Here is a 20,121-nt window from a genome sequence, read left to right as displayed (position 1 = left end):
GCTCTGCGCTGCGGCCGCTGTGCAGAGCAGAAGTGGCAGATGTAGGGGTGGAGAGGTCATTTTTTACTACAAAAGACGCACGGCACAAGTATCTTGCAGAATATTGTCTCGATACTTGTGCCGTGCGTCTTGGTACTATCTTAAAATTCGTAGCCGGTTTTGTTGCTTGGATAGTCGAGTGAGTAGTGCAGCCCGACGCTCTCGCGCATTGCCTTGGCGTGCTTAATGATGAGGTAGCCGACGGCAACCAGGTTGCGCAGCTCGCAGAGGTTCTGCGTGAGGATCGACTTCTTGTAAAGCTCTTCCGTCTCCTGGTAAATGGTGCCGAGGCGCTTTAGCGCACGCTCTAAGCGCAGGTTCGAGCGTACGATGCCCACGTAGTTGCTCATGATCTGCTGCATTTCCTTGTAGCTTTGGGTGATGAGCACCATCTCCTCGTTGTGCGTTGTTCCGCCATGATCCCAGTTGGGGATGTCGGCATTCAGCTGTATGTCGTTAATCTTGCTTAGCGCATCGCGGAAAGCCTTCTCGGCGTACACAATCGCCTCAATTAGCGAGTTGGATGCAAGTCGGTTGGCGCCGTGAAGCCCCGTGCACGAGCATTCGCCCACCGCGTACAGGTTGTTGATGGTGGTTTCGCCGTTCATATCCACCTTAATGCCGCCGCAGAGGTAGTGCGCAGCCGGTACAACTGGGATATAATCCTTCGTGATGTCGATATCGATGGATAAGCACTTCTTGTAGATGTTCGGGAAGTGGTACTTGGTGAGCTCGGGATCCTTGTGGGTTACGTCGAGGTAGACAAAATCGTCGCCGCGCTGCTTCATCTCGTTGTCGATGGCGCGCGCCACGATGTCGCGGGGCGCCAAGCTGCCGCGCTTGTCGTACTTCTGCATGAACTCCTTGCCATCGATGGTGCGGAGGATGGCTCCGTAGCCGCGCATCGCCTCGGTGATGAGGTACGAAGGGCGTTCGCCAGGGTTGTAGAGCGAGGTGGGATGGAACTGGATGAACTCCATATTCTCGATGATCCCCTTCGCACGGTGCACCATTGCAATTCCATCGCCGGTGGCTATCGGTGGATTGGTGGTGGTATGGTAGGCGTTGCCCGTTCCGCCGGTTGCCAGCACGGTAACCTTCGCCAAAAAGGTGTGAACGAGCTGCGTCTTTAGGTCGAGCACGTAGGCGCCGTAGCACTTGGTGCCGTTCATGGTGCGCTTTACCAGGTGTCCGAGGTGGTGCTGGGTGAGAATTTCCACCGCAAAGTGGTTTTCGAGCACCGTAATGTTCTTGTGGGCGCGAACGGCAGCCGATAGCCTATGCTGCACCTCTGCTCCGGTGTTGTCCTTATGGTGAAGAATGCGGTGCTCGGAGTGCCCACCCTCGCGGTTGAGGTCGTATTTCCCGGTGTCGTCCTTGTCAAATTTAACGCCCCAGTTGATCAGCTGCCTGATCTGCTGTGGCGCCTCGGTGACCACCATCTTTACAACGTCGTTGTCGCAGATTCCAGCGCCTGCAACTAGGGTATCCTGAATATGCTTCTCGAAATTATCGGGTTCGTACATCACCGAGGCAATGCCGCCCTGGGCATAGCTGGTGTTGGTTTCGTCAATGGCTGTCTTGGAGATGATAATTACCTTTCCGTATTCGGCTGCTTTTAGGGCAAAGCTGAGCCCACCAATGCCGGTGCCTACTACAAGAAAGTCCGCTTCTCTATTCATGATTGCGCGAATTTAAGGTTAGGCAAATATAGGGATTACGCCTAATAGCAATATGTGCTCAATAACAGGGTATTTGCGCGGCATCTAGTAAAGAATGCTAAATGTTGGATGGGTGAAACGCCGAAAAACATGGGCGGAGACCCGCAAAGCACGGTTGTTTTGCGGTTTGGTGTCCCTAGGGAGCGCTGCATCGCAGCTCCCTAGGCTATGTGCTGGTTGAAGCTCAGAATTTTCCCGTGATTGTTGAGCTGCCGTAAAGTCCCCTTTAGGGGATTTAGGGGTGAATACCGCATTGGGTAAGTCGAAGGGCGGAGTTTTCAGTGATAGTACGCGGGATGTATGGTCTATCCACCGAAAAGCATGGGAGACGCCCGGTAAAGCACGGGTCAACTCCCGAATTCCTTCGTCGGTTCCCCTGTTTGGGTGATCGAAGGCTGCGCGAAGCGGCGCGGTGCTGCGGTTTGCCTTGTTGGCGGGCTGGCGGAGGTGGAAAAAATTCCCCCAACGCTTTCGCAGCGCTAGGGGAACCTAACCTAAAACTAATAAAAATTTAACTATGAAAGAGCAAACGCCTGTGCGTTCCGTATGCTAGTTATTGGTTGACTCCAGCTTGTCCAGCGCAATGTCTATCCGCGTCACCTCTTTGGGGTTTACGAATAGGGTAACATCGGCCACCGTGAGCCCGTTCTTGGTGATGCGCCCCCTGTACTTCCCCGCCTTCAGCTTATCCGTTGCAAATTCGCCATTGACGTTGCTCAGTTTCTCGGCAACCACCTTCTCAACCGTTGTGGTGTCGCTTGCAGCAGCCGTCCTCCTCACCGATTTTTTCTTAACCTCTTCGGTAGAGAATATCTTAATGCTCGCATTGGGGAGCGGCTTCCCCTCGCAGGTGACGTATCCGGTGATGGTCATGTGCGCAGTCTTCGTCTTGGACTGCTTAACCGCAAAGTAATCCTTGTAGAGCGTTGGCATCAGCGCCTGGTTTACCGTTACTATCGAGTTAAGCGTGTTAAACTTGCTGTTGATGGTTGGCTCTAGCGCCTTGCACTTGTTGCGCAGCAGGCTAAGCTCCACCCCTAGGGCGGTTTCCTTGTCGATTGACAGCTGCATCTTCTGCGCATTGGTGGTCACCTCGTCGATTTGCGCCTGCTTGTAGCCGCGTGCCAGCAGCTCGCTGCTCTTTTCCTTCAGCTGGTTGCCGATTATTTTGGTCTGCTCCAGGAATGCCGGACGCTTCATCGCCATAAAGTTGCTTTTTGTAGCTAGCTTTTTGGGGTTGGCCTCCGCTGTTGGCTTCAGCGATTCGAGCATGAGCAGCGCGTTTACTGCACCGTTAACAGCGAGTGCAGCCCATTTCTTCGTCTCCTTCTTGGTCGATAGCAGCTCGTCGTTCTTTAGCCGTATCGAAAAGTGGAGCTCTTTTGTGCTGTTTACGGTTTTTACGATGTCGGCGGCAATGGCTTGAACTTCTGCATTGTCTTTTGCCTCCTCCGACCCAGCGATAATGGTACACCGGGTACCGATTACCTTCATCTTTTCTTTGGATGTTTCCATGTTACCTTTAAAATATTGGTTTGATTATACAATATTAATTAACTAAAATTACTTTTGCAACGCTTGTTTGAAAAATAATTACAGAAAATATAAATATTTTTTAATCCAACCACAGAAATCTCCGAGCCAAGGTTTGGGCAGCCGCTGCGCTACATACTTTGCTCATATCCGCAATGCCGATTTCCCCTGGCAAGAGACGCTACGCACCACTCCCTCCAACCTTTACAGACATTAGCCCAAGCGCTAACCCCCTGCTGAAGCTAAAAAATTGGGTACCCCGCCCTTTTTCACAGCTAACGGCGACCCGCCGTAGGCATCTGTAAGCCCTGTATTGGGGTGTTAGTAGCCATTTACAGCCGCGCTACCGCTATTCCCTAAGCCGCTAAAGGGGAATTATGGGCTGTACATCCATTCTTTTGTGGAATCCTACAGCTATAGGGCAGCCGCTTCGAATTATGCTGCGCCATAGCCCCTACTATAGGGTTGTGGATTGATGAAAATTGGGTTAAGCATACGGCAAAATGTGGAATGTACTGTATGTGTGCGCGATATATGCCGTTCGCCTTGGGTGAAGCATGCCTAAACATGGGTAAAACATGCATTTTTACGGGTAATTTAAGCTTAAATTCAGGTGATGTGTCCGTTTTTACGGGTAAAACACACCTTTTTATGGGGAATTTATACCTTTCAACGGGTATTTTATAGCTCACTTACGGGTAAAACATGCTTTTTTATGGGTAAAAGTGTGCCTTATCATTGGTAATCGCTGCCAATTTATGGGTAAATGCCAGCCGCATTTTGGGCAAGTATCGATATTGGTGGGTAAGGCATTCCCCAACTCATGCGAATTACCCTTCTACTTGCTGCCTCTTTCTAAATCGCTTGATGAATCCCCTGCTTATTTTGTTAAAGCTATTTGGCTACGGCGGGATAGCGTAAAGGTTTTGTTTCTATCTTAGCCGCATAAGCATTTTGTAGCCATTTATTATCGTATTGTACTATAATGTTCTCGATACCCATTCGTTCGGATGGGAATGGATTTCAAAGATGCTTGTTTTACCGATGTTTGGTTGTAACTACACCTCAGACGATTATATTTTGCAGACTATAGCCTGCAATGATATAGTTCACGAAGGTTGTAACATTCGTCTAAAGAGGGGATGTTGGATAAAGAGAGATTAGAATAATAGATAGGTCGGATATTTAAATAATATTACTATGCGAAGTTTGTTTTCTTTTAAAGGTAGAATAAGACGTTCTGACTATTGGGTGTATTTTATCTTTTGTAATGGAATTAATTGGTTGCTTGTTGAAGTTACAAATAATAGTCTCAACGGACTTCTAATTTATTATGCATTATTTATTCCGTTAGTTTGGATATTTTTTGCTCAAGGCACAAGGCGTTCTCACGATATAGGGGATACTGGTTTACTTCAAATATTACCATGGCATTATTTATCATTACTTTTTAAAGAGGGGAATAAGGGGTCTAATGAATATGGAAAAAATCCAAAATCAGAAGATAACAAAAAGTGATACGTGTATTTGTTTGAATATTATTATTTCTCATTGAACGTAGCATCTTCGCTACACTCTCGTAACCAAGATGTCTAGCCTAATTTGTTATGGCTAGAGTTCGACAGTCCGAAAGTTTAGGAAAGCCTACTCTTAGCGAGGGGCTATGGGGCAAGAGCCTTCACAGGCATGGCAAACGCTAGCAGAAAATTTAGTTGGATTTATTTGAATTATATTGTTGGATACTATGAAGAACACAGTTTTAGTGATTTTGCTTTTCTTTAAGAGGGGAAGCTTTTTTGGCAGGTTGATTGTTGGGGCAGTAGCGGTTAGTCTACTCTTCTTTATTTTTATACCCGACATTTGGTTTGGTGTTTCGGTTAAGAATCCTAAGAGGTTGTCCATTGAGGAGATTTGTACTACACCGGCGGATAAGCTGCCTCTCTACTTTATTGTTGATAAGGCGCAACCGCTTAAGGTTATGCAGAACCTATCTCAGCATGAAGCCGATTCCTTGCTGGGTAAAGTAGGAGATCTGCCCGCAGAACTATTGGTTGGCTATAAGAGCTACAGCTATCTGGTGGAGACCCGAATTAAGAATAGCGATACCACATTTTCGGGCATATACTATCCGGTTTATTCCGAGAAGCAGGTTCACAGCAAGCCCAATGCATTAGCGTCCGATTTGGTGTCGCATGTTATCATCCACGATACCAATGTTGGCGAGCGCGACCTCGATAACGACAAGTACTTTAAGGATTCGCTATTCCAGATCAGCGGCAAGTTCGACGGCGTAACCATCGGCGACGAGCCCTACAAGTTGCTAACCAGTAGTGGATTCAATATTAGCCGGAAGGCTATCGTGCTCGATAAGGGATCGCAACCGTTGTCTATTACCAGCGCTGCACTGCTGATATTGTTCGATGTTATACTTGTGCTGTTGCTTGCGCTGTCGTTGCTGCCGCTTGTCCTGCTATTTAGGATATTTAAGGTTGAACCCGCCGATGATGCCGATCAGAATCCGATGAGCACCGCTAATGCTGCGAATACGGTACGTACCCCAGCAAATACGGTAGCTGATCTTACCCCAGCAAGTACCGGGAAGCGAGTTGGTGCCTTTGCTATTGATATCGCACTAATCAACATCGTACTATTTACCGTATTTGCATCGTTCAATCATCTATTGGTATTCGAAGTGCTGGCGCTCGTATACTTTGTGGCATGCGATATCTTGTTGAAGGGGTCTTCGCTAGGCAAGTATATACTGTCCGTACAGGTGTCAGCTTACGAAGATGGAGAAGCCCTCACCATGCCTAAGGTTATTATTAGAAATGTAGTAAAGGCATTATGCGGGCTTATGCCGTTGATATATCTGATCGCATTCTTAAACGAGGATAGGCAAGCCCTGCACGACAAAGCAGCCGGCTCGATTGTTGTCGATCGGGTAGATCCGCTTCGTTAGCCGTAGTACCATTCGCACGAGGCTCGGTGGAATATGCAGTTGACTATGTCGAACATTGTTCCATTGAGTTATAGTAGCGATTCTAGTCCCCATCAAACGGCAAAACTATACGTAAGCGCAGCCACCACCACGGCTGCGCTTATATTTTTGCTACGTTTGGTTGCGGTCAGTAAGTCGTAGCTTGGGAAAGACGAGGCTTGAACCGAAGCGTATTGACGCACAGAGTAGCCCAACTTTGCCTAGCCTCAACCGCTGGGTTAATCTATGGCGATTAAAGCAGGCAAAAGAATAGGAAGTTGAACTAACAAAATACGAGTATGATAATTTATGGAACCAAATCGATTGGGAATGTTGTTAAATCAGGTAAATTTCATTGTCCAAACTGTAAGCGAGAGCAGAACTATAGGCTAAAACGCTACAAAAGGTACTTTCATCTATTCTTTATACCATTATTTTCGACAGCCGATTTAGGAGATGAACTGGAGTGTTGCTATTGCCATACATCTTACGTACCAGGTTCAATGCTCAATGAGGATGAATATACGCCTCAAAATCCACATGGCACAGTAAAGGCAGCTAATCCAATAGGACTTACCGCTGCAAATTCAGGGAAACGAGTTGGTGCTTTTGCTATTGATGTAGTACTTATTTACATCTTATATTCAGTATTCTCATCGTTCAACTATTGGTTCTTCTTCGAAATATTGGCATTTATATACTTTGTGGCATGCGACATCTTGTTGAAAGGCTCTTCGCTAGGTAAGCTGCTATTGTCAATGAAGGTCTCAGATTACGAGGATGATAATATGCTTACTATGCCTAAGGTTATTATTAGAAATGTGATAAAGACATTAAGCGGATTTCTTCCATTGTTGTATCTGATTGCATTTTTAAACGAGGATAGGCAAGCCCTGCACGACAAAGCAATTAGCTCGATTGTAGTTGATAGAATAAATTAGCGTCGTTAGCCGTAGTACTATATGCGCAAGGCTCGGCAGAATTTGCAATTGACTACGTCGAACTTCGTTTCCGTCGAACCTAACTGGCGGTTTAAGACCTCCATCATACGGCAAAACCCGTAAAACCATACGTAAGCGCAGCCACCACCACGGCTGCGCTTATTTTTTGCTACATTTGGTTGCAGTCTGTAGGTTGCCACTGGCATTCAACGTGTGCTGCCATTAAAAGTATTGGGCACTATCTACGATTAGCGATAGTATGATAAGCTTCTACACATTCATAAGAACCAAAAGTTATGAGCACATTTAGAAAGCTACTTTGGAGTATTGCAATCCTTGCTTGGATTGCCAACATGGTAATATTAATCATTGCGTTAACGGATGTCGTTCCTAGTAATCCATTTAAGCAGTACAGTTTTGTTATTGGATTGGGGCTGGTTACTATTACTGGACTAATGCGAATTGAGTATCGAAGGCAGAATAAGTAGAAATAGCTACTGTTTGGTTGAAACTATTGCCTTTTCTGAGCAAAGGGGGGAATTGTATAAAAGGGTAATAATATGCATGAATGAGGGGACGTTATATCATACTTATTTTCTTGTCTGCTTTATTTGTGAGTAATTTGAGTATTGCTCAGAAACAAAGGGCGCGAAATATTAAAAGAGGTACAATAATTTATTATAGCGATATAAATGATTCAACATGTTTTGGCCCATACTACGAGCAGGGGGTGGATTCTTTATTACGCTTTATACATATAAATGGAAGTTCTTGCCCAATTCGTTCTGGAGAAAGAGAAGCAAAAGCCGTTGTTTATGTGAAATTTGACATTGATAGTAATGGTAATACATCGAATACTAAAATCTTAAGGGTAGATAGAGTCTATTACGATGAATATGATAAAAGCATAGAGGAATATATCACACGTGATGTTTGGTCTAAAGAGATTGATTATGACTATTGTAGAAATGAAGCATTTAGGCTGATTCGTTTGCTGAAATTCAAACCCGCAAGAAGAGGTAATGCAAATGTTTACTTTAGCGGTTACGTACTACCTTTACATGTTATATACCCAGCAAGTTCACATGATTAGTTAACTCCGATTCGCCAGCAGCTTATATCCGTGCCGCACCCTCCTCTTTGCAATCGGCAAGCAAGTGCTTACACTATCGGTAGACTTTCCAAGGCTATTCGGAGAGAGGGGGATTGGGGGTGAGTCGGATTTGCGGAGCGGTTTGCACCTTTTCCTTGCTTATGTATGCTTAGCCTAACAGCTATAACCTACAGCGGCAGTGCTGCCGTCTGGTTTCGCCCTATCTCTTTAGTATTATCCATGCTAAATAAACCCTTACCTTTGCTTACTACTAACGATAAGTTGCGATATGGAAGACATTTTACGATCGGATAGCGATAGCCTTACTGGTAAAACCGCCGAATACGTGCGCGGCTTGCTCGTTGGCGAAGGCTCGGGGCACGATTGGTGGCACATCTATAGGGTTTGGAAGATGTCGGTTCGTATTGCCCAAGAGGAAAACGCCAACCTGCTGGTGGTGGAGCTTGCCGCCCTGCTGCACGACATCGCCGACTGGAAGTTCCATGATGGCGACGAGGAGGTGGGCCCTGCAAAAGCGCGGGCATGGCTCCAGAGCCTGATGGCGGACGAGGACGTTATCGCGCATGTTTGCCAGATAGTACGCGATATCTCGTACAAGGGTGCGGGTGTTGCCACTCCTATGCCTACCATTGAGGGGCAGGTGGTGCAGGATGCCGATAGGCTCGATGCCGTTGGTGCCATTGGCATTGCGCGGACGTTCGCCTACGGCGGTAGCAAGGCGCGCGCAATGTACGATCCCGAGCAGAATCCGGTGCTACACCAGTCGTTCGAGCAGTATAAGAAGGGCAATGGCAGCACCATCAACCACTTTTACGAGAAGCTGCTGCTGCTTAAGGAGCGAATGAATACCGCAACCGCAAAAAGGTTGGCGCAGCACCGTCATCGGGTGATGGAGGAGTTTCTAGATGAGTTCTACCTGGAGTGGGAGGGCGAGAAGTAAAGGGCATTTCTGCAAAATATGCGGCTACTGATACAGAAGCCGATGTTGTTGAACGCCGTTTTTCTATAGACCATAACGCCACGATTGTCTTTAGTTTGATTGGAGGCGTAATCGTGGCAGCATATCCTCCCGCTTAGGCGGGAGGTAGGGGTGGTAAGAACGCTAAGTGTGGATAAAGTATTGATTTTAATGAGCAAACTTACCCACTGCTCATGAATTTCGCCTTTAGCCAATGGTACAACTTAATTTCGAAGGTTGTCCCCCGCTGGCGGGGGGTAGGGGGTGGATTTTCGATCGTGTATTGTCAATAAAAGCATCGCATTTTTGCCATTGACGTATATTCTCCACCTCCTGCCCCCGCCAGCTGGGGATACGCCTTGACATGAAATTCCTGCTATGCGAAGATGGCTTACGCTTTCTTTATAGTAGCAACACCTCTAACGCAAGCAAGCAGCCCTAAAAGGCTGCTTGCTGCACTACTATATTGGGTGGATGGTGGTGCTATACTACCACAGCATCAAATCCTGCACGGCAATAAACGGGTCGGGCTGCTTGCCAACGGCTCTTACGCGGATGCTCTTCACCTTTTTGCCGATGGTAGCGCTGGCAATACCGTAGGTAAAGCCCGAAACCTTGGTAAAGTCGGCTCCATTTTCCGATATTTCTAGGATTCCATCGGTGAGGATGTAGCGCGATATTGGTGGAATCCCGGTGCGCACCTCCAGCTTGCTTATAAACGTTGGCTCCTTGAGCACGAAGGTCAGGTAGTCGCCATCTTTTGCTGCTTCGGCAGCGGTAAAGCTGGTGCTTCTGTTCCAATCGGTAAGGTTGGCCAGCGAGCTTTTGCCCTCGTCTACCTTAAGGCTGGTGCTCGCGCTGATCTCAGGTTCGGTATACTCGCTTTTTCGGAGGATGAAGCTGCCCTGGCTATCGGCGCTATCCTTTGCATGTACCTCTATTCTTAGCTTGTAGCTGCCTTGACTGCTGAATTTGTCGATGGCAAAGTGGTAGTAAGGTCGTCCATTTCGGCCTCCAGCAGTGGATAGATGGGTATCCGAGGCTATCGTCTCGTTGTTTTGGATGATGGCGGCATTGCGTACCTCTATCGCTTTGGCCCCCTTTGTTGGTCGAAGTTCCAGCTGCCAGTAGTCGTTGCCGTAGAGCACATCGGTAATGGAGTACTCTAAGGTCTTCCATTCGGTGCCTATGGTCGATGCATCCCACGATGCAAAAGGTTGAGGTTCGGCTCCAGCAGCGGTGTTGCTCTGTAGGGTATCGTTGAAGTAAACCTTTGTGCGAAGCAATTCGGGGGTCGAGCAGCCGAAAGGTCGGCTGTACAGCGGCGATGCGCTAGTTGGATCGCTTCCATCGGTGGTGTAGAGAATCGTTGCACCTGCATAGGGTTCGGCAACCGCTACCACTCCTTTGGCGAATGTCGCTGATGCCGGTGGAACGCGGAACTTGATGCCCATATTTGCCAGACGTTCGAAGTGGTAGCTGGTAATTCTTTGGTTGAAGTCTGTCCATTGGCGCTGCGCCTGTGGTGTCCAGCCCACCTCGGCAATGGCGCAGATGCGTGGATACGACTGGTACTCCACGTAGCGTACGGGCTGATCGAGGTATTCCGACCAAAGCGCCGCTTGAACGCCAAAGATGCGGCTGTTCTCTTCGGCCGATAGCTGCTGGTTATTGAGCGGATCGAAGGAGTAAACCCTTTCGAGGTTGACAATCCCAGCCCACCAGTGTCCGCGTTCGCCGCGCGCCTGCGCCATGTCGAAGTAGCAGTACGATCCGGGGAGCATCACCACCGGATGGCCCTTCTGTGCCGCTTCGATGCCAGCTTTTACGCCCGTCCAGGCCAACACGCCCGTTTCGCTATCCAGTTTTCCGCCCTCCAAAATCTCGTTCCAGCCCAGCATCTTCTTGCCCTTTTGGGTGATGATGGCCTGAATACGCCTGATGAAGTAGTTTTGGATCTGATCAACAGAGGTCATGCCCTTCTCCCTCATCAGCTGCTGATCTCTTGGGCAGCTGCTCCAGTAGTTTTTGTTAACCTCGTCGCCGCCAATGTGGATGTAGGCGAATGGGAATAGCCTTGCCACCTCGCCGAAGATGTCGTCGAGCATCCTAAAGTTCTCCTCGCGTCCGGCGCACCACACGTTTTGCTTTTCGCCCTGCACGCTCAGGCTGGTATCGCTCGTTTGGCAGAGCGCCTCGGGGTACGACGCGGTTACTGCGCGGCTATGCCCGGGGATATCTATCTCTGGAAGGATGTTAACGTGGCGTTCGGCTGCGTACCGAACGATCTCCTTGATCTCCTTTTGGGTGTAGTAGCCGCCATATCGGTTGTTGCCCGAGCCAAAAGCGGGTTGCAGCACCTCGTTTGGTCCGCGCCATGCGCCCTTCTGGGTTAGCAGCGGGTACTTCTTTATTTCGATTCTCCAACCCTGATCGTCGGTAAGGTGCCAGTGGAAGATGTTGATCTTATGTACCGCCAGCCAGTCGATGTACTGCTTCACAACCTTGGCGCTAAAGAACTGGCGCGAGCAGTCGAGCATCATACCACGCCATCCGAATCGGGGATAGTCCTTGATATCGGCTTGACCAACGGTCCATGCAATGCTATTTTGCTTGGTGTCTTGGTAAATCTGTGCGGGCAGCAGCTGGCGAAGCGTCTGCATGCCCCAGTATAGCCCCGCAGCGTCGGCTCCGGTGATGGAGATCCCCCTGCTATCGGCGTGGAGAAGGTACCCTTCGGCAGGAAGCTCAGCTCTCTTGTCGATGCTAAGGCGAATGCTGTTGCTTTCTCCCTTCCTGGCTAGCTTCAGCGGGTAGCCCGTTGCCGGATTAAGCATTTGTTGCAGCTTTCTTGCCTCCCTCTTTGTCTCTTTTGTGCAGAAGATGGTCGTTTTTTCGTTGATGGTAAACGATTCGGTTCCGTACGTTGCCGATACGGGCAGCGGAACAAGCGCTTTGTGCGGCTGAGCCTTTAGTGAACCTCCCGCAACGAGCATTGCGGTACAGATACCTGCAAATGCGCTCCATCGTTTAAGTGAAGTACAGAAGCTCTCTTGGTTTTTTCTCATGGTGGTTGCAAAATGGTGTTAGATTGGATGGCAATTTAGCAAATGAACTACAACAAAACTACGCGTTGGCTGGTAGTGGCAGGGCTTTGTTGTGTTCGCCATAAAGTTTTGAAGGGTGGTGCGTAGTTTTCTTCTGCTCCTATGATGAAATTCTGGAGCTGCGCATACTATGCCAGCGTTTTTTTGGAGAAATAGGCCATCGATGTGGTGTCGTGCAGCGGTTTCTCTATGGATTTGGCCGCTGTTGTGTGGTTTAATTCCTTCTATACCAGTGATAAATCTCGCTTAATTCGAGATGTGTAGGGAGATGCTTTCATCAACATCGTTGAGGTGTGTAACGTATGCGATGGTTGAATATTAGAGCAAAGTGAAATTATTCTACACCTTTTACTGTCGGAAAATGTAGATCTTTGTAGTGTAAAAATTTAAGTGTTGGTTTTAGGAAGAATACAGAGGGAATGTATTTTTTAAGGGAATCCTTTAAATTGGAATTTTTGAAGGAGCTTTCTGCACATTTGGGCTGAAGCAAAGTGCAGGTGTTAATTTGAGAAGAGAGAGGTGTTATCTACTTATTGATAGCACCTCTCTCTCTATTTTGTGTGTTTCAAAAGAAAAATCTAGTCAAGCTCATTGAGCATCCTCATCAGAAATATCTTGAACTCTAGGTTAACCATTACCTTATAGGTGCGGTAGGCATTTATTAGGAACGCGAAAGCAAAAACAATTAGTACGCTCAGCTTATTTAGATCGATAAAGATATCAACGTCCAGCACCTTTAGCAGCACAAGCCCGCAAAGCAGCAGTAGGAATATCTTCGCAAGGATAGACGAGAGCTTGTAAACAATTTTTACGGTCGAAAGGGTCTCCTCCAACGTGATGATGTCGCTACTCTTTGCTCCTTTAAAGTAGTGTCGTCCCCATCGGCTACTAAACTCGCGGTCGATAGTTGCAATTTTCTTCTCAATCTCTGTTTTGTTGCTTTTATCCATGGTCTGATAGCGGTAATCCCGCCTGTCAATAAATATACAATGGATTATTCGGAGAGTCAACTAAGGATGATGTGTTACCTGAATAGGGAATAGTAGTTGAACGTGTATCCTATCCCAAGGAAAACACAGTTTGCTTTGTTCTTTGGGGTGATCTGAATACCGAAAGAGGCATTTATCCCTCGGTATACGTACGACTTTAAGCCGAGATTTAGTCGAGAGAAGCTGTTGCTGCTTAGCTGTGGCGTGAGTATATAGCCGTAATCTATCACCCCGTTAACGTACCCCATCGGAAGTTCAACCTTTCCAAATACTCCTGCTGCGAATCTTTCGCGCGAGCTAGAGGGCTCGTAGCTGTTGACGATCGTTGCCGTTTCCTCATTTATTGTGCGGGTGGCGGTGACGTTGCTACTTTCATCGTAGATGAGGTGCACTCCAACCCCCATTCTAAGGTAGCGGCTGCGTACGTACATGGCGTAGGTGCTTAGATCTACCGCCTTAAACGAGTGGTTGAGTATCACGGTGGAGTTGGAGTTCTCTACATCTCCAAGAATTTGGCGCGATGAGCAGCTGATCCCTAGGTCGTACTCTACATGCGGCTTAACTTTTCTTGCTGCTTTGGAGTGTTTATCGAGTTGGAGGCGATCTTTAAAGGTTACCATCAAATCTGCAAACCCACCAAGGGTATTCAATCCTGCGTTGGGTAACCGGTATGCACCGTCGGAAAAGTGGGAGTATGTGGCACCCGCTCGTATTTGCAGGTAGTTGTTGATCCTATACTTAAGGAAGATGTCCAAGCCGGCGTGGTAGTTATTCTTTGCGCCAATAATTCTGTTCTCGTGGTTTGTGTTCGAATCGTATGGATTCCATCCAAAAGAGGTCCCCAGTTTAGCCTCCGCGCTTAGCGTTAGTTCATCGCTAAGTTGATATATGTTTAACCCGTATATTATATAGATGGAAGCGGGGTCTCCAAGCAATTCTGATTTATGAAAGAAGGGCTTGTACACGCCAATCCCGAAGTATGGTTTGCCAAAGAGCGTATCTATTAAAGTATTGCGGTTCGAGGTGAAGAGTAAGCTTGCCGAAATGGACTGAAAAGCGGGGAAAGTAATGTTGTATTTCCTTGCAGTCCGTGGTCTAAACACATATCCGTCTCCTGCTCCAATGGTTGTTGCAAAAGGAGTCCAGTAAATCCATCTTGTGCTATCGGGTTTCTCTGCTTTTGCCGATAAATCAATGGAAAGCAAAGGAATTAGCATAACCAATATCAACAAGTTTCTTCTCATCAATACAAATTTGGTTGAAGAAAACGGGGAATAGATTGATCTCGTACAATTTATATAACAGATCTTTTTGTTCGTTTAGTCTTTTAATGTAGGATTATTTTCATCTCATTTCGAAATCTCAACCTACTTTTTGGTGGTGTCTCTGTTAATAAGCCTGATGGTTAGCTGTCTGTCGATGGTGGAAACTATTTATTTATACCTTTGCCCACTCTTTTATAGCTAAGAATGAACCAACAGCAGATATTTCCTTGGGGCGATAGTCGGCGCTTCAACTCCTACTCGCGATACTTTAAGAGCACCTTTGGCGAGCGCATCCAAAAGCTTACCATTGATGCGGGCTTTACCTGTCCTAATCGCGACGGCAAGGTTGCTCGCGGTGGGTGTACCTTTTGTTTGAACGATGCCTTTAATCCGTCGTACTGTACACCGGAGAAGAGCATAAGGCAGCAATTGGAGGAGGGAATTGAATTTCACGTTAAGCGCTACCAAAAGGCTAGTCGTTACCTAGCCTACTTTCAGGCTTACTCCAATACCTATGCGTCGCTTGAAAAGCTTAAGGAGGTATACAGCCAAGCTTTCGAACTGCCCGAGGTTGTTGGTGTCGTTGTAGGAACGCGCCCCGATTGTGTGGACGAGGAAAAGCTGGACTTCTTTGCAGAACTCTCGAAGGAGAAGTACGTTGCCATCGAGTACGGTATCGAAAGCTGCTACAACAATACGTTGGCGAGTGTCAACCGTGGTCATACCTACGAGGATGCTATATGGGCTATTGAGCAAACTGCCAAGCGGCACATTAAGGTGGGTGCGCACATGATGTTCGGATTCCCTGGTGAGACGCGCGAGCAGATGCTGGCGCAGGCTGAGATGCTCTCGAAGCTGCCGCTTAATACCATTAAATTTCATCAGCTACAGATATTTAAGGGTACATACATGGCTAAGGAGTACGAGCAGAACCCTGAACAGTTTCGCTTCTTTGGTCTACAGGAGTATATCGACTTTTTTGTGGAGTTTCTCGAGCGCCTGAACCCTCGCTTTGTGGTTGAGCGCTTTGCCGGCGAGGTTCCTCCACGCTTTCAGGCTGGCCCTGGGTGGGGCTTGGTGCGCAACGAGCAGCTGGTTTCGATGCTCGACAAGCGATTGGCTGAACTGAATACCTGGCAGGGGAGACTGTTTGTGGAAACTGAACGGAAGCAGGAGGCTTAGCTGCCTGTTTCATTCTTCTATTTCTATACAATAGGAAAGGAATCGGTTCTGGAAGACTAGGTAAGCAATTAGACTTTGCGAAAAAGGAGCAAGAGCAGCATCTGTTGTAGGATGTTGCTCTTGCTTTTATATCTTTTGTTGGCTGTAGGCTTAAAAACCTCGTCCAAACATACCCCAGAAGGTGTGTTCGAGTTCGGTCCAGCGCTGCATGGCGCCGCGGGCAAAGTCGTTGGAGTAGCGGGTAACCACCTCGCGGGCCTCCTTGTTCTTCCCCTTCTTTACCAGCTCCTTCACCTGCTCCTCTAGGGCGGGCTGCTCGGCTAGCGCTTTGGCTTCTAATGCTGCAACTTCGGTTTCGATGGTCTTACGGCTCTTCTGCCACTTTACGGTGGCTAGCTTATTTGCCTTGCGGAAGCTCCATATTGCGGCATCCTCGCGGTAGCGCTGCTGGCCGCAGATGCTGTAGCTATCGGGTAGCGACAGGTTGCCCGAGTAGATGGGCAAGCGGGGGCTTTGGCCTGGGTTGTCGAACGAGAACCACGCTACGCCGCCAATTTCGTCGGGAAGCCAGTCGCGCAGCTGGATGATTTCGGAGTAGGAGCACCAGCACACCGATACGGTACGCTGAAAATCTACCGATCCGGGCTTAAGCGCGTTGTACATGGCCGCCTCATCCTTTCCCATCCAAGGGTTGGCGCCCTCGTAGAGCACGGTGTCAACCTTTTCCACCGTGCCGTCTGCCTTGTAGGTGGTTTTGGCCACCTTTAGGTTCTTGGTCATGTCGTAGAAGGTGCCCTCGTAGGTGGTGCGGTAAAAGGCAAACACGTCTTGGACCGATACTTTCTTGTCGGGCTTTACCGAGAAGGGAAGCTCGTCGGCGTCGTACTTTAGGTTGGCCGAAGGTGCGACGCTGCTCAGTACGAAGAAGTCGCGTATGGTGAAGTTCTTCTTCGACTGGCTGTAGGCTTTCCAGAACTTAAAGGGGGTGGTGCCATCCCACAGCTTAAGGCGAAGCGCTACCTCCTTTACGTTGTCGGATGCCATAAAGTAGTCGGGCTTGCTCAGGTCTATCTCGCCAATGCGGGCAACGTTTGCCGATATGCCCACATGATCGTCGAGGATGCGCTGGGCTGCCCAAACGCCGCCAATGCGGTCGGCGCCCTCGCCGAAGATCTCGAGCTGCCATACCTCGTTCTTGTCGGCAATGGTGATGCACTCGCCCATGTCGCCGTAGCCGTACTGCTTAATGAGGTCTCCGATTAGCTTAATGGCCTGGCGGGCGGTGGTGCATCGCTGCAGGGCTATCCGCTGCAGTTCCTCGATGTTGAACATCCCCTTTGGGTTTGCCAGTTCCTTGCGGCCGACAATGGTGGTTTCGCCAATGCTCAGCTGCTTTTCGTTGAGGCAAGGGTAGGTGGTGTTGAGGTAGGCGAAGGTTTGTCTTGCCTGTGGGATTGTTCCGGCCAGCGTAAGGCCGTTCTTGTCGTTGATGCTTTCGGTTTTGAGGTTTCCCTTGAAGATTTTGGCCTTGGCCGTGTCTGCGTAGGTGGCTGCTGGCTCGATGCTGAGCCACGATCGGTAGGCGCCGTCGCAGCTGTGGCTGGTTATTACCGATTTGTCGGCTGATGCCTTCTTGCCAACAAGGATGCTGGTGCAGGTTTCCCCAAAGTAGGGGTTGTCATCCTGGCTGTAGGCGTTAATGGCGAAGAGTATCCCCCACGACAGGAGCATTACCCCTCCAATTCTTCTTCTCATCTTGGTTGCAGATTAAGTGGTATAACTAAATAGTGTTGTCGCGGTTGCAATGCTAGCCATAATCTGCCAGATACGGAACATGTAATAGATGTTTTTGGGCAGAATGCTTTGTTGGGGGAAATAAAAAAAGCATCCTTCGCAGGGTGCTTTTTTGCTGTTTGGATTTGGTTGTATGTGCGGTTAGTTAACCGCGGAGTAATCTTTTGTATTGTAGTTAATGGAATCTTCAATCTTAACGATCCCCGGCCAGTCGTACGTTAGCTGCAGGGTTTTGGTTGAGCCGTCGTAGCTGGTTGTCGTGAGTTCTATCTTTCTGTTCTGCGCACCGGCCGTTTGCAGCGAGCTTATGCTGAACGATACGATGCCTCGCATTCGGTACCTCTGATTATCGCCATAGCCGTTTTGACGAAACTGTAGCTTGGCGACTTCTGGCGTGCTTGGAAATTGATCGCTCTCTACGAGGTTTACCATGTGGAGCTTGCTATCGCCTAAGAATTCGAATTCGATGTTAAGGTGGTCGGAGGATATCCACGCATCGGTTATTACCAGCGGATCGTTGCCGATGCTGTCGGCGTTGGCCGTGGTTAGCTTGACGATGGGCTTGGTGAGCACCTGGTAAATATCGTTTAACCTCACATCGTGGTTGTAGCCATCGTGTCTGTTCGAAAGAATGGTGTAGCTGGCAATTATTCGCTGCCCATCTTTGGGGTTGTAGTAGGGTAAGTTGGTTATTGCAGGCCACACCTTATCCCCGTTGTCGAGCAGAATGTAGAATTCATGGGAGGTGGGAGATACTTTTTGCACGGTGCCCATGTCCACCCAATAACTATCCGACGACCAGTCGTCGTCGTTGCAGCTGGTAAGCGCAATCGACATTACCGCTGCCAGTAGTAGTAAAATTCTTTTCTTCATGGTATCGATAATTTGAAATGGGTTTGGTTGAGATAACTTCAATGGCGGCATTATATTGGCAATGCCCTTGTCCATTCACCAAAAATCGTGCCTGAGCTGTTGCGTAGCGTGCGTTTTTGTTGAGAAATATGTCCTGCAATACGGGGAGGTGGCTGTGCATCGGGAAAGAAAAAGGGGTGGACTTTTACATCCACCCCCAATATGGTTCTAGCATTCCGTTACTGCTTACTGTGCGTAAAGCGATGCAAGATTAACAATAACGTCCTTTGCTTTTACTATAGATTCCAGCGGAACATATTCGAATTTCCCGTGGAAGTTGTGCCCGCCTGCAAAAATGTTGGGGCAGGGTAGGCCCATAAACGATAGGCGTGCGCCATCGGTGCCGCCGCGGATTGGCATTACGTGAGGTTTCACGTCGGCCATCTCCATTGCCTTTATGGCATTCTCTACGATGTGGTAGTGTGGCTCCACCTTCTCGCGCATGTTGTAGTACTGGTCTTTAATCTCCAGGGTTATGGTTCTGGCGCCGTAGCGTTGGTTTAGGAACTCGGCGATGCGCTGCATCTCTATCTTCTTTGCCTCGAACTTGGTGCGGTCGTGGTCGCGGATGATGTACTGGAACGAAGCATTCTCAACCGTTCCCTCGAACTTGGTGATGTGGAAGAAGCCTTCGTATCCGGTGGTGTGCTCGGGTCGCTGGCTTACGGGGAGCATTGCGTTAAACTCCTGTCCGATGAGGATAGCGTTTAGCATCTTGTCCTTGGCATACCCGGGGTGGATGTTGCAGCCCTGGATCTTTACGGTAGCGCCTGCGGCGTTGAAGTTTTCGTACTCCAGCTCGCCGATTGCGCCGCCATCGATGGTGTAGCCGAAGTCGGCGTTAAACTTCTCCACGTTGAAGAAGTCTACTCCGCAGCCCACCTCCTCGTCGTGCGAGAAGGCCACGCGGATATCGCCATGCTTCACCTCGGGATGCTCTACCAGGTACTCCATTGCCGACATGATGGCTGCGATGCCGGCCTTATCGTCGGCACCGAGTAGGGTTGTTCCGTCGGTGGTGATGATGGTTTGTCCTACGTAGTCCTTCAGCTCGGGGAAGTCGGCAACCTTTAGGGTTAGCCCGCGTTCCTTGTTGAGCAGGATGTCGTTGCCGTCGTAGTTGGCTACAATCTGTGGCTTGATGTCCTTCCCTGGCATATCAGGGCTGGTATCCATGTGCGCCATAAAGAAGATGGTGGGCACCTTTTTGTCGGCGTTCGAGGGGAGCGTTGCCGTAACGTATCCGTGTTCGTCTACGTCAACGTTGGCAAGGCCAATTGCCTTTAGCTCCTTTTCGAGCATGCGGCCCAGCACGCGCTGCTTTTCGGTGCTTGGGTATGTTTTCGATTCGGGGTCCGACTCGGTATCAACCGCTACGTACCTCAAAAACTTGTCTAAGATATTTTCTGACATTTCTCTATAGTGTTTGTCTGTGTTAAGTGCTTTTTCTTTCATCACCAATCACGTATCGTATATTACGACTTGCATTCGGGCTGCAGCCCTGCACCTTGCGTTGTGCCTTCTGCACCATCTGCTGTGCGTCGTGCTATGTTATTTGTCTTGCTTCTCGCGTCTTGAGTCTTGATACT

The 20,121-nt window shown here is 48.6% G+C and carries 15 protein-coding genes; 7 read left to right on the top strand and 8 right to left on the bottom strand.

What is annotated here, in order from left to right; translation table 11 throughout:
- Window positions 1-140 precede the first annotated feature (140 nt).
- Window positions 141-1,721 carry an L-aspartate oxidase gene (gene nadB / locus ACHZA1_RS07115; RefSeq protein WP_320054543.1) on the bottom strand — a complete coding sequence of 527 codons (1,581 nt, stop codon included), beginning with the start codon at window positions 1,719-1,721 and terminating at the stop codon, window positions 141-143.
- Window positions 1,722-2,309: 588 nt separating this feature from the next.
- Entirely contained in the window at window positions 2,310-3,275 is a 966-nt protein-coding gene (locus ACHZA1_RS07110; protein ID WP_320054542.1) for a carboxypeptidase-like regulatory domain-containing protein, read from the bottom strand.
- 1,218 nt (window positions 3,276-4,493) lie between these two features.
- On the opposite strand from ACHZA1_RS07110, the gene ACHZA1_RS07105 reads away from it, so the two are divergent.
- The 6 genes from ACHZA1_RS07105 (at window position 4,494) to ACHZA1_RS07080 (ending at window position 9,265) form a co-directional block, all read left to right on the top strand.
- A complete protein-coding gene (locus ACHZA1_RS07105; protein WP_320054541.1) occupies window positions 4,494-4,811 on the top strand; it encodes a DUF805 domain-containing protein in 318 nt (105 codons plus the stop codon).
- Between the two features lie 226 nt (window positions 4,812-5,037).
- The gene (locus ACHZA1_RS07100; protein ID WP_320054540.1) at window positions 5,038-6,252 is read left to right on the top strand and encodes an RDD family protein; all 1,215 of its coding nucleotides are present in this window, start codon (window positions 5,038-5,040) and stop codon (window positions 6,250-6,252) included.
- A gap of 317 nt (window positions 6,253-6,569) precedes the next feature.
- Entirely contained in the window at window positions 6,570-7,211 is a 642-nt protein-coding gene (locus tag ACHZA1_RS07095) for an RDD family protein (RefSeq protein WP_320054539.1), read from the top strand.
- 296 nt (window positions 7,212-7,507) lie between these two features.
- Window positions 7,508-7,699: a hypothetical protein gene (locus ACHZA1_RS07090; protein WP_320054538.1), complete on the top strand. Its 192-nt coding sequence runs from the start codon at window positions 7,508-7,510 to the stop codon at window positions 7,697-7,699.
- Between the two features lie 80 nt (window positions 7,700-7,779).
- Window positions 7,780-8,304 carry a hypothetical protein gene (locus ACHZA1_RS07085; RefSeq protein ID WP_320054537.1) on the top strand — a complete coding sequence of 175 codons (525 nt, stop codon included), beginning with the start codon at window positions 7,780-7,782 and terminating at the stop codon, window positions 8,302-8,304.
- A 289-nt stretch (window positions 8,305-8,593) separates the two neighbouring features.
- A complete protein-coding gene (locus tag ACHZA1_RS07080) occupies window positions 8,594-9,265 on the top strand; it encodes an HD domain-containing protein (RefSeq protein WP_320054536.1) in 672 nt (223 codons plus the stop codon).
- 506 nt (window positions 9,266-9,771) lie between these two features.
- On the opposite strand, the gene ACHZA1_RS07075 is transcribed toward ACHZA1_RS07080, so the two are convergent.
- The 3 genes from ACHZA1_RS07075 to ACHZA1_RS07065 form a co-directional block, all read right to left on the bottom strand.
- Entirely contained in the window at window positions 9,772-12,351 is a 2,580-nt protein-coding gene (locus tag ACHZA1_RS07075) for a family 20 glycosylhydrolase (RefSeq protein WP_320054535.1), read from the bottom strand.
- A gap of 617 nt (window positions 12,352-12,968) precedes the next feature.
- Window positions 12,969-13,340: a hypothetical protein gene (locus ACHZA1_RS07070; protein WP_320054534.1), complete on the bottom strand. Its 372-nt coding sequence runs from the start codon at window positions 13,338-13,340 to the stop codon at window positions 12,969-12,971.
- Between the two features lie 74 nt (window positions 13,341-13,414).
- Window positions 13,415-14,623, bottom strand: a complete 1,209-nt coding sequence (locus ACHZA1_RS07065; protein WP_320054533.1) for an acyloxyacyl hydrolase — start codon at window positions 14,621-14,623, stop codon at window positions 13,415-13,417.
- A gap of 225 nt (window positions 14,624-14,848) precedes the next feature.
- Here ACHZA1_RS07065 and ACHZA1_RS07060 point away from each other — a divergent pair, with 225 nt between their 5' ends.
- A complete protein-coding gene (locus tag ACHZA1_RS07060) occupies window positions 14,849-15,826 on the top strand; it encodes a TIGR01212 family radical SAM protein (RefSeq protein WP_320054532.1) in 978 nt (325 codons plus the stop codon).
- Window positions 15,827-15,976: 150 nt separating this feature from the next.
- On the opposite strand, the gene ACHZA1_RS07055 is transcribed toward ACHZA1_RS07060, so the two are convergent.
- The 3 genes from ACHZA1_RS07055 to pepT all read right to left on the bottom strand — a co-directional run bounded on the left by ACHZA1_RS07055 (window position 15,977) and on the right by pepT (window position 19,945).
- On the bottom strand, window positions 15,977-17,581 hold the full coding sequence (locus tag ACHZA1_RS07055) for a C69 family dipeptidase (protein WP_320054531.1): 1,605 nt from the start codon (window positions 17,579-17,581) through the stop codon (window positions 15,977-15,979).
- Window positions 17,582-17,761: 180 nt separating this feature from the next.
- Window positions 17,762-18,493, bottom strand: a complete 732-nt coding sequence (locus tag ACHZA1_RS07050; RefSeq protein WP_320054530.1) for a NigD-like protein — start codon at window positions 18,491-18,493, stop codon at window positions 17,762-17,764.
- Window positions 18,494-18,718: 225 nt separating this feature from the next.
- A complete protein-coding gene (gene pepT, locus ACHZA1_RS07045) occupies window positions 18,719-19,945 on the bottom strand; it encodes a peptidase T (protein ID WP_320054529.1) in 1,227 nt (408 codons plus the stop codon).
- Window positions 19,946-20,121 lie beyond the last annotated feature (176 nt).

The organism is uncultured Acetobacteroides sp. (genome assembly GCF_963667355.2).
In the GTDB taxonomy this organism is placed as follows: Bacteria; Bacteroidota; Bacteroidia; order Bacteroidales; family ZOR0009; genus Acetobacteroides.
The sequence above is the reverse complement of the archived record's forward strand: the minus strand, read 5'-3'. Positions and strand labels throughout refer to the sequence as shown.

Coding starts and splice junctions, on each gene's coding strand:
- ACHZA1_RS07105 (WP_320054541.1), top strand. CDS start 4,494: ATGCGAAGTTTGTTTTCTTTTAAAGGTAGAATAAGACGTTCTGACTAT.
- ACHZA1_RS07055 (WP_320054531.1), bottom strand. CDS start 17,581: ATGAGAAGAAGAATTGGAGGGGTAATGCTCCTGTCGTGGGGGATACTC.
- nadB (WP_320054543.1), bottom strand. CDS start 1,721: ATGAATAGAGAAGCGGACTTTCTTGTAGTAGGCACCGGCATTGGTGGG.
- ACHZA1_RS07100 (WP_320054540.1), top strand. CDS start 5,038: ATGAAGAACACAGTTTTAGTGATTTTGCTTTTCTTTAAGAGGGGAAGC.
- ACHZA1_RS07075 (WP_320054535.1), bottom strand. CDS start 12,351: ATGAGAAAAAACCAAGAGAGCTTCTGTACTTCACTTAAACGATGGAGC.
- ACHZA1_RS07095 (WP_320054539.1), top strand. CDS start 6,570: ATGATAATTTATGGAACCAAATCGATTGGGAATGTTGTTAAATCAGGT.
- ACHZA1_RS07065 (WP_320054533.1), bottom strand. CDS start 14,623: ATGAGAAGAAACTTGTTGATATTGGTTATGCTAATTCCTTTGCTTTCC.
- ACHZA1_RS07080 (WP_320054536.1), top strand. CDS start 8,594: ATGGAAGACATTTTACGATCGGATAGCGATAGCCTTACTGGTAAAACC.
- ACHZA1_RS07070 (WP_320054534.1), bottom strand. CDS start 13,340: ATGGATAAAAGCAACAAAACAGAGATTGAGAAGAAAATTGCAACTATC.
- ACHZA1_RS07050 (WP_320054530.1), bottom strand. CDS start 18,493: ATGAAGAAAAGAATTTTACTACTACTGGCAGCGGTAATGTCGATTGCG.
- ACHZA1_RS07060 (WP_320054532.1), top strand. CDS start 14,849: ATGAACCAACAGCAGATATTTCCTTGGGGCGATAGTCGGCGCTTCAAC.
- ACHZA1_RS07110 (WP_320054542.1), bottom strand. CDS start 3,275: ATGGAAACATCCAAAGAAAAGATGAAGGTAATCGGTACCCGGTGTACC.
- ACHZA1_RS07085 (WP_320054537.1), top strand. CDS start 7,780: ATGAGGGGACGTTATATCATACTTATTTTCTTGTCTGCTTTATTTGTG.
- ACHZA1_RS07090 (WP_320054538.1), top strand. CDS start 7,508: ATGAGCACATTTAGAAAGCTACTTTGGAGTATTGCAATCCTTGCTTGG.
- pepT (WP_320054529.1), bottom strand. CDS start 19,945: ATGTCAGAAAATATCTTAGACAAGTTTTTGAGGTACGTAGCGGTTGAT.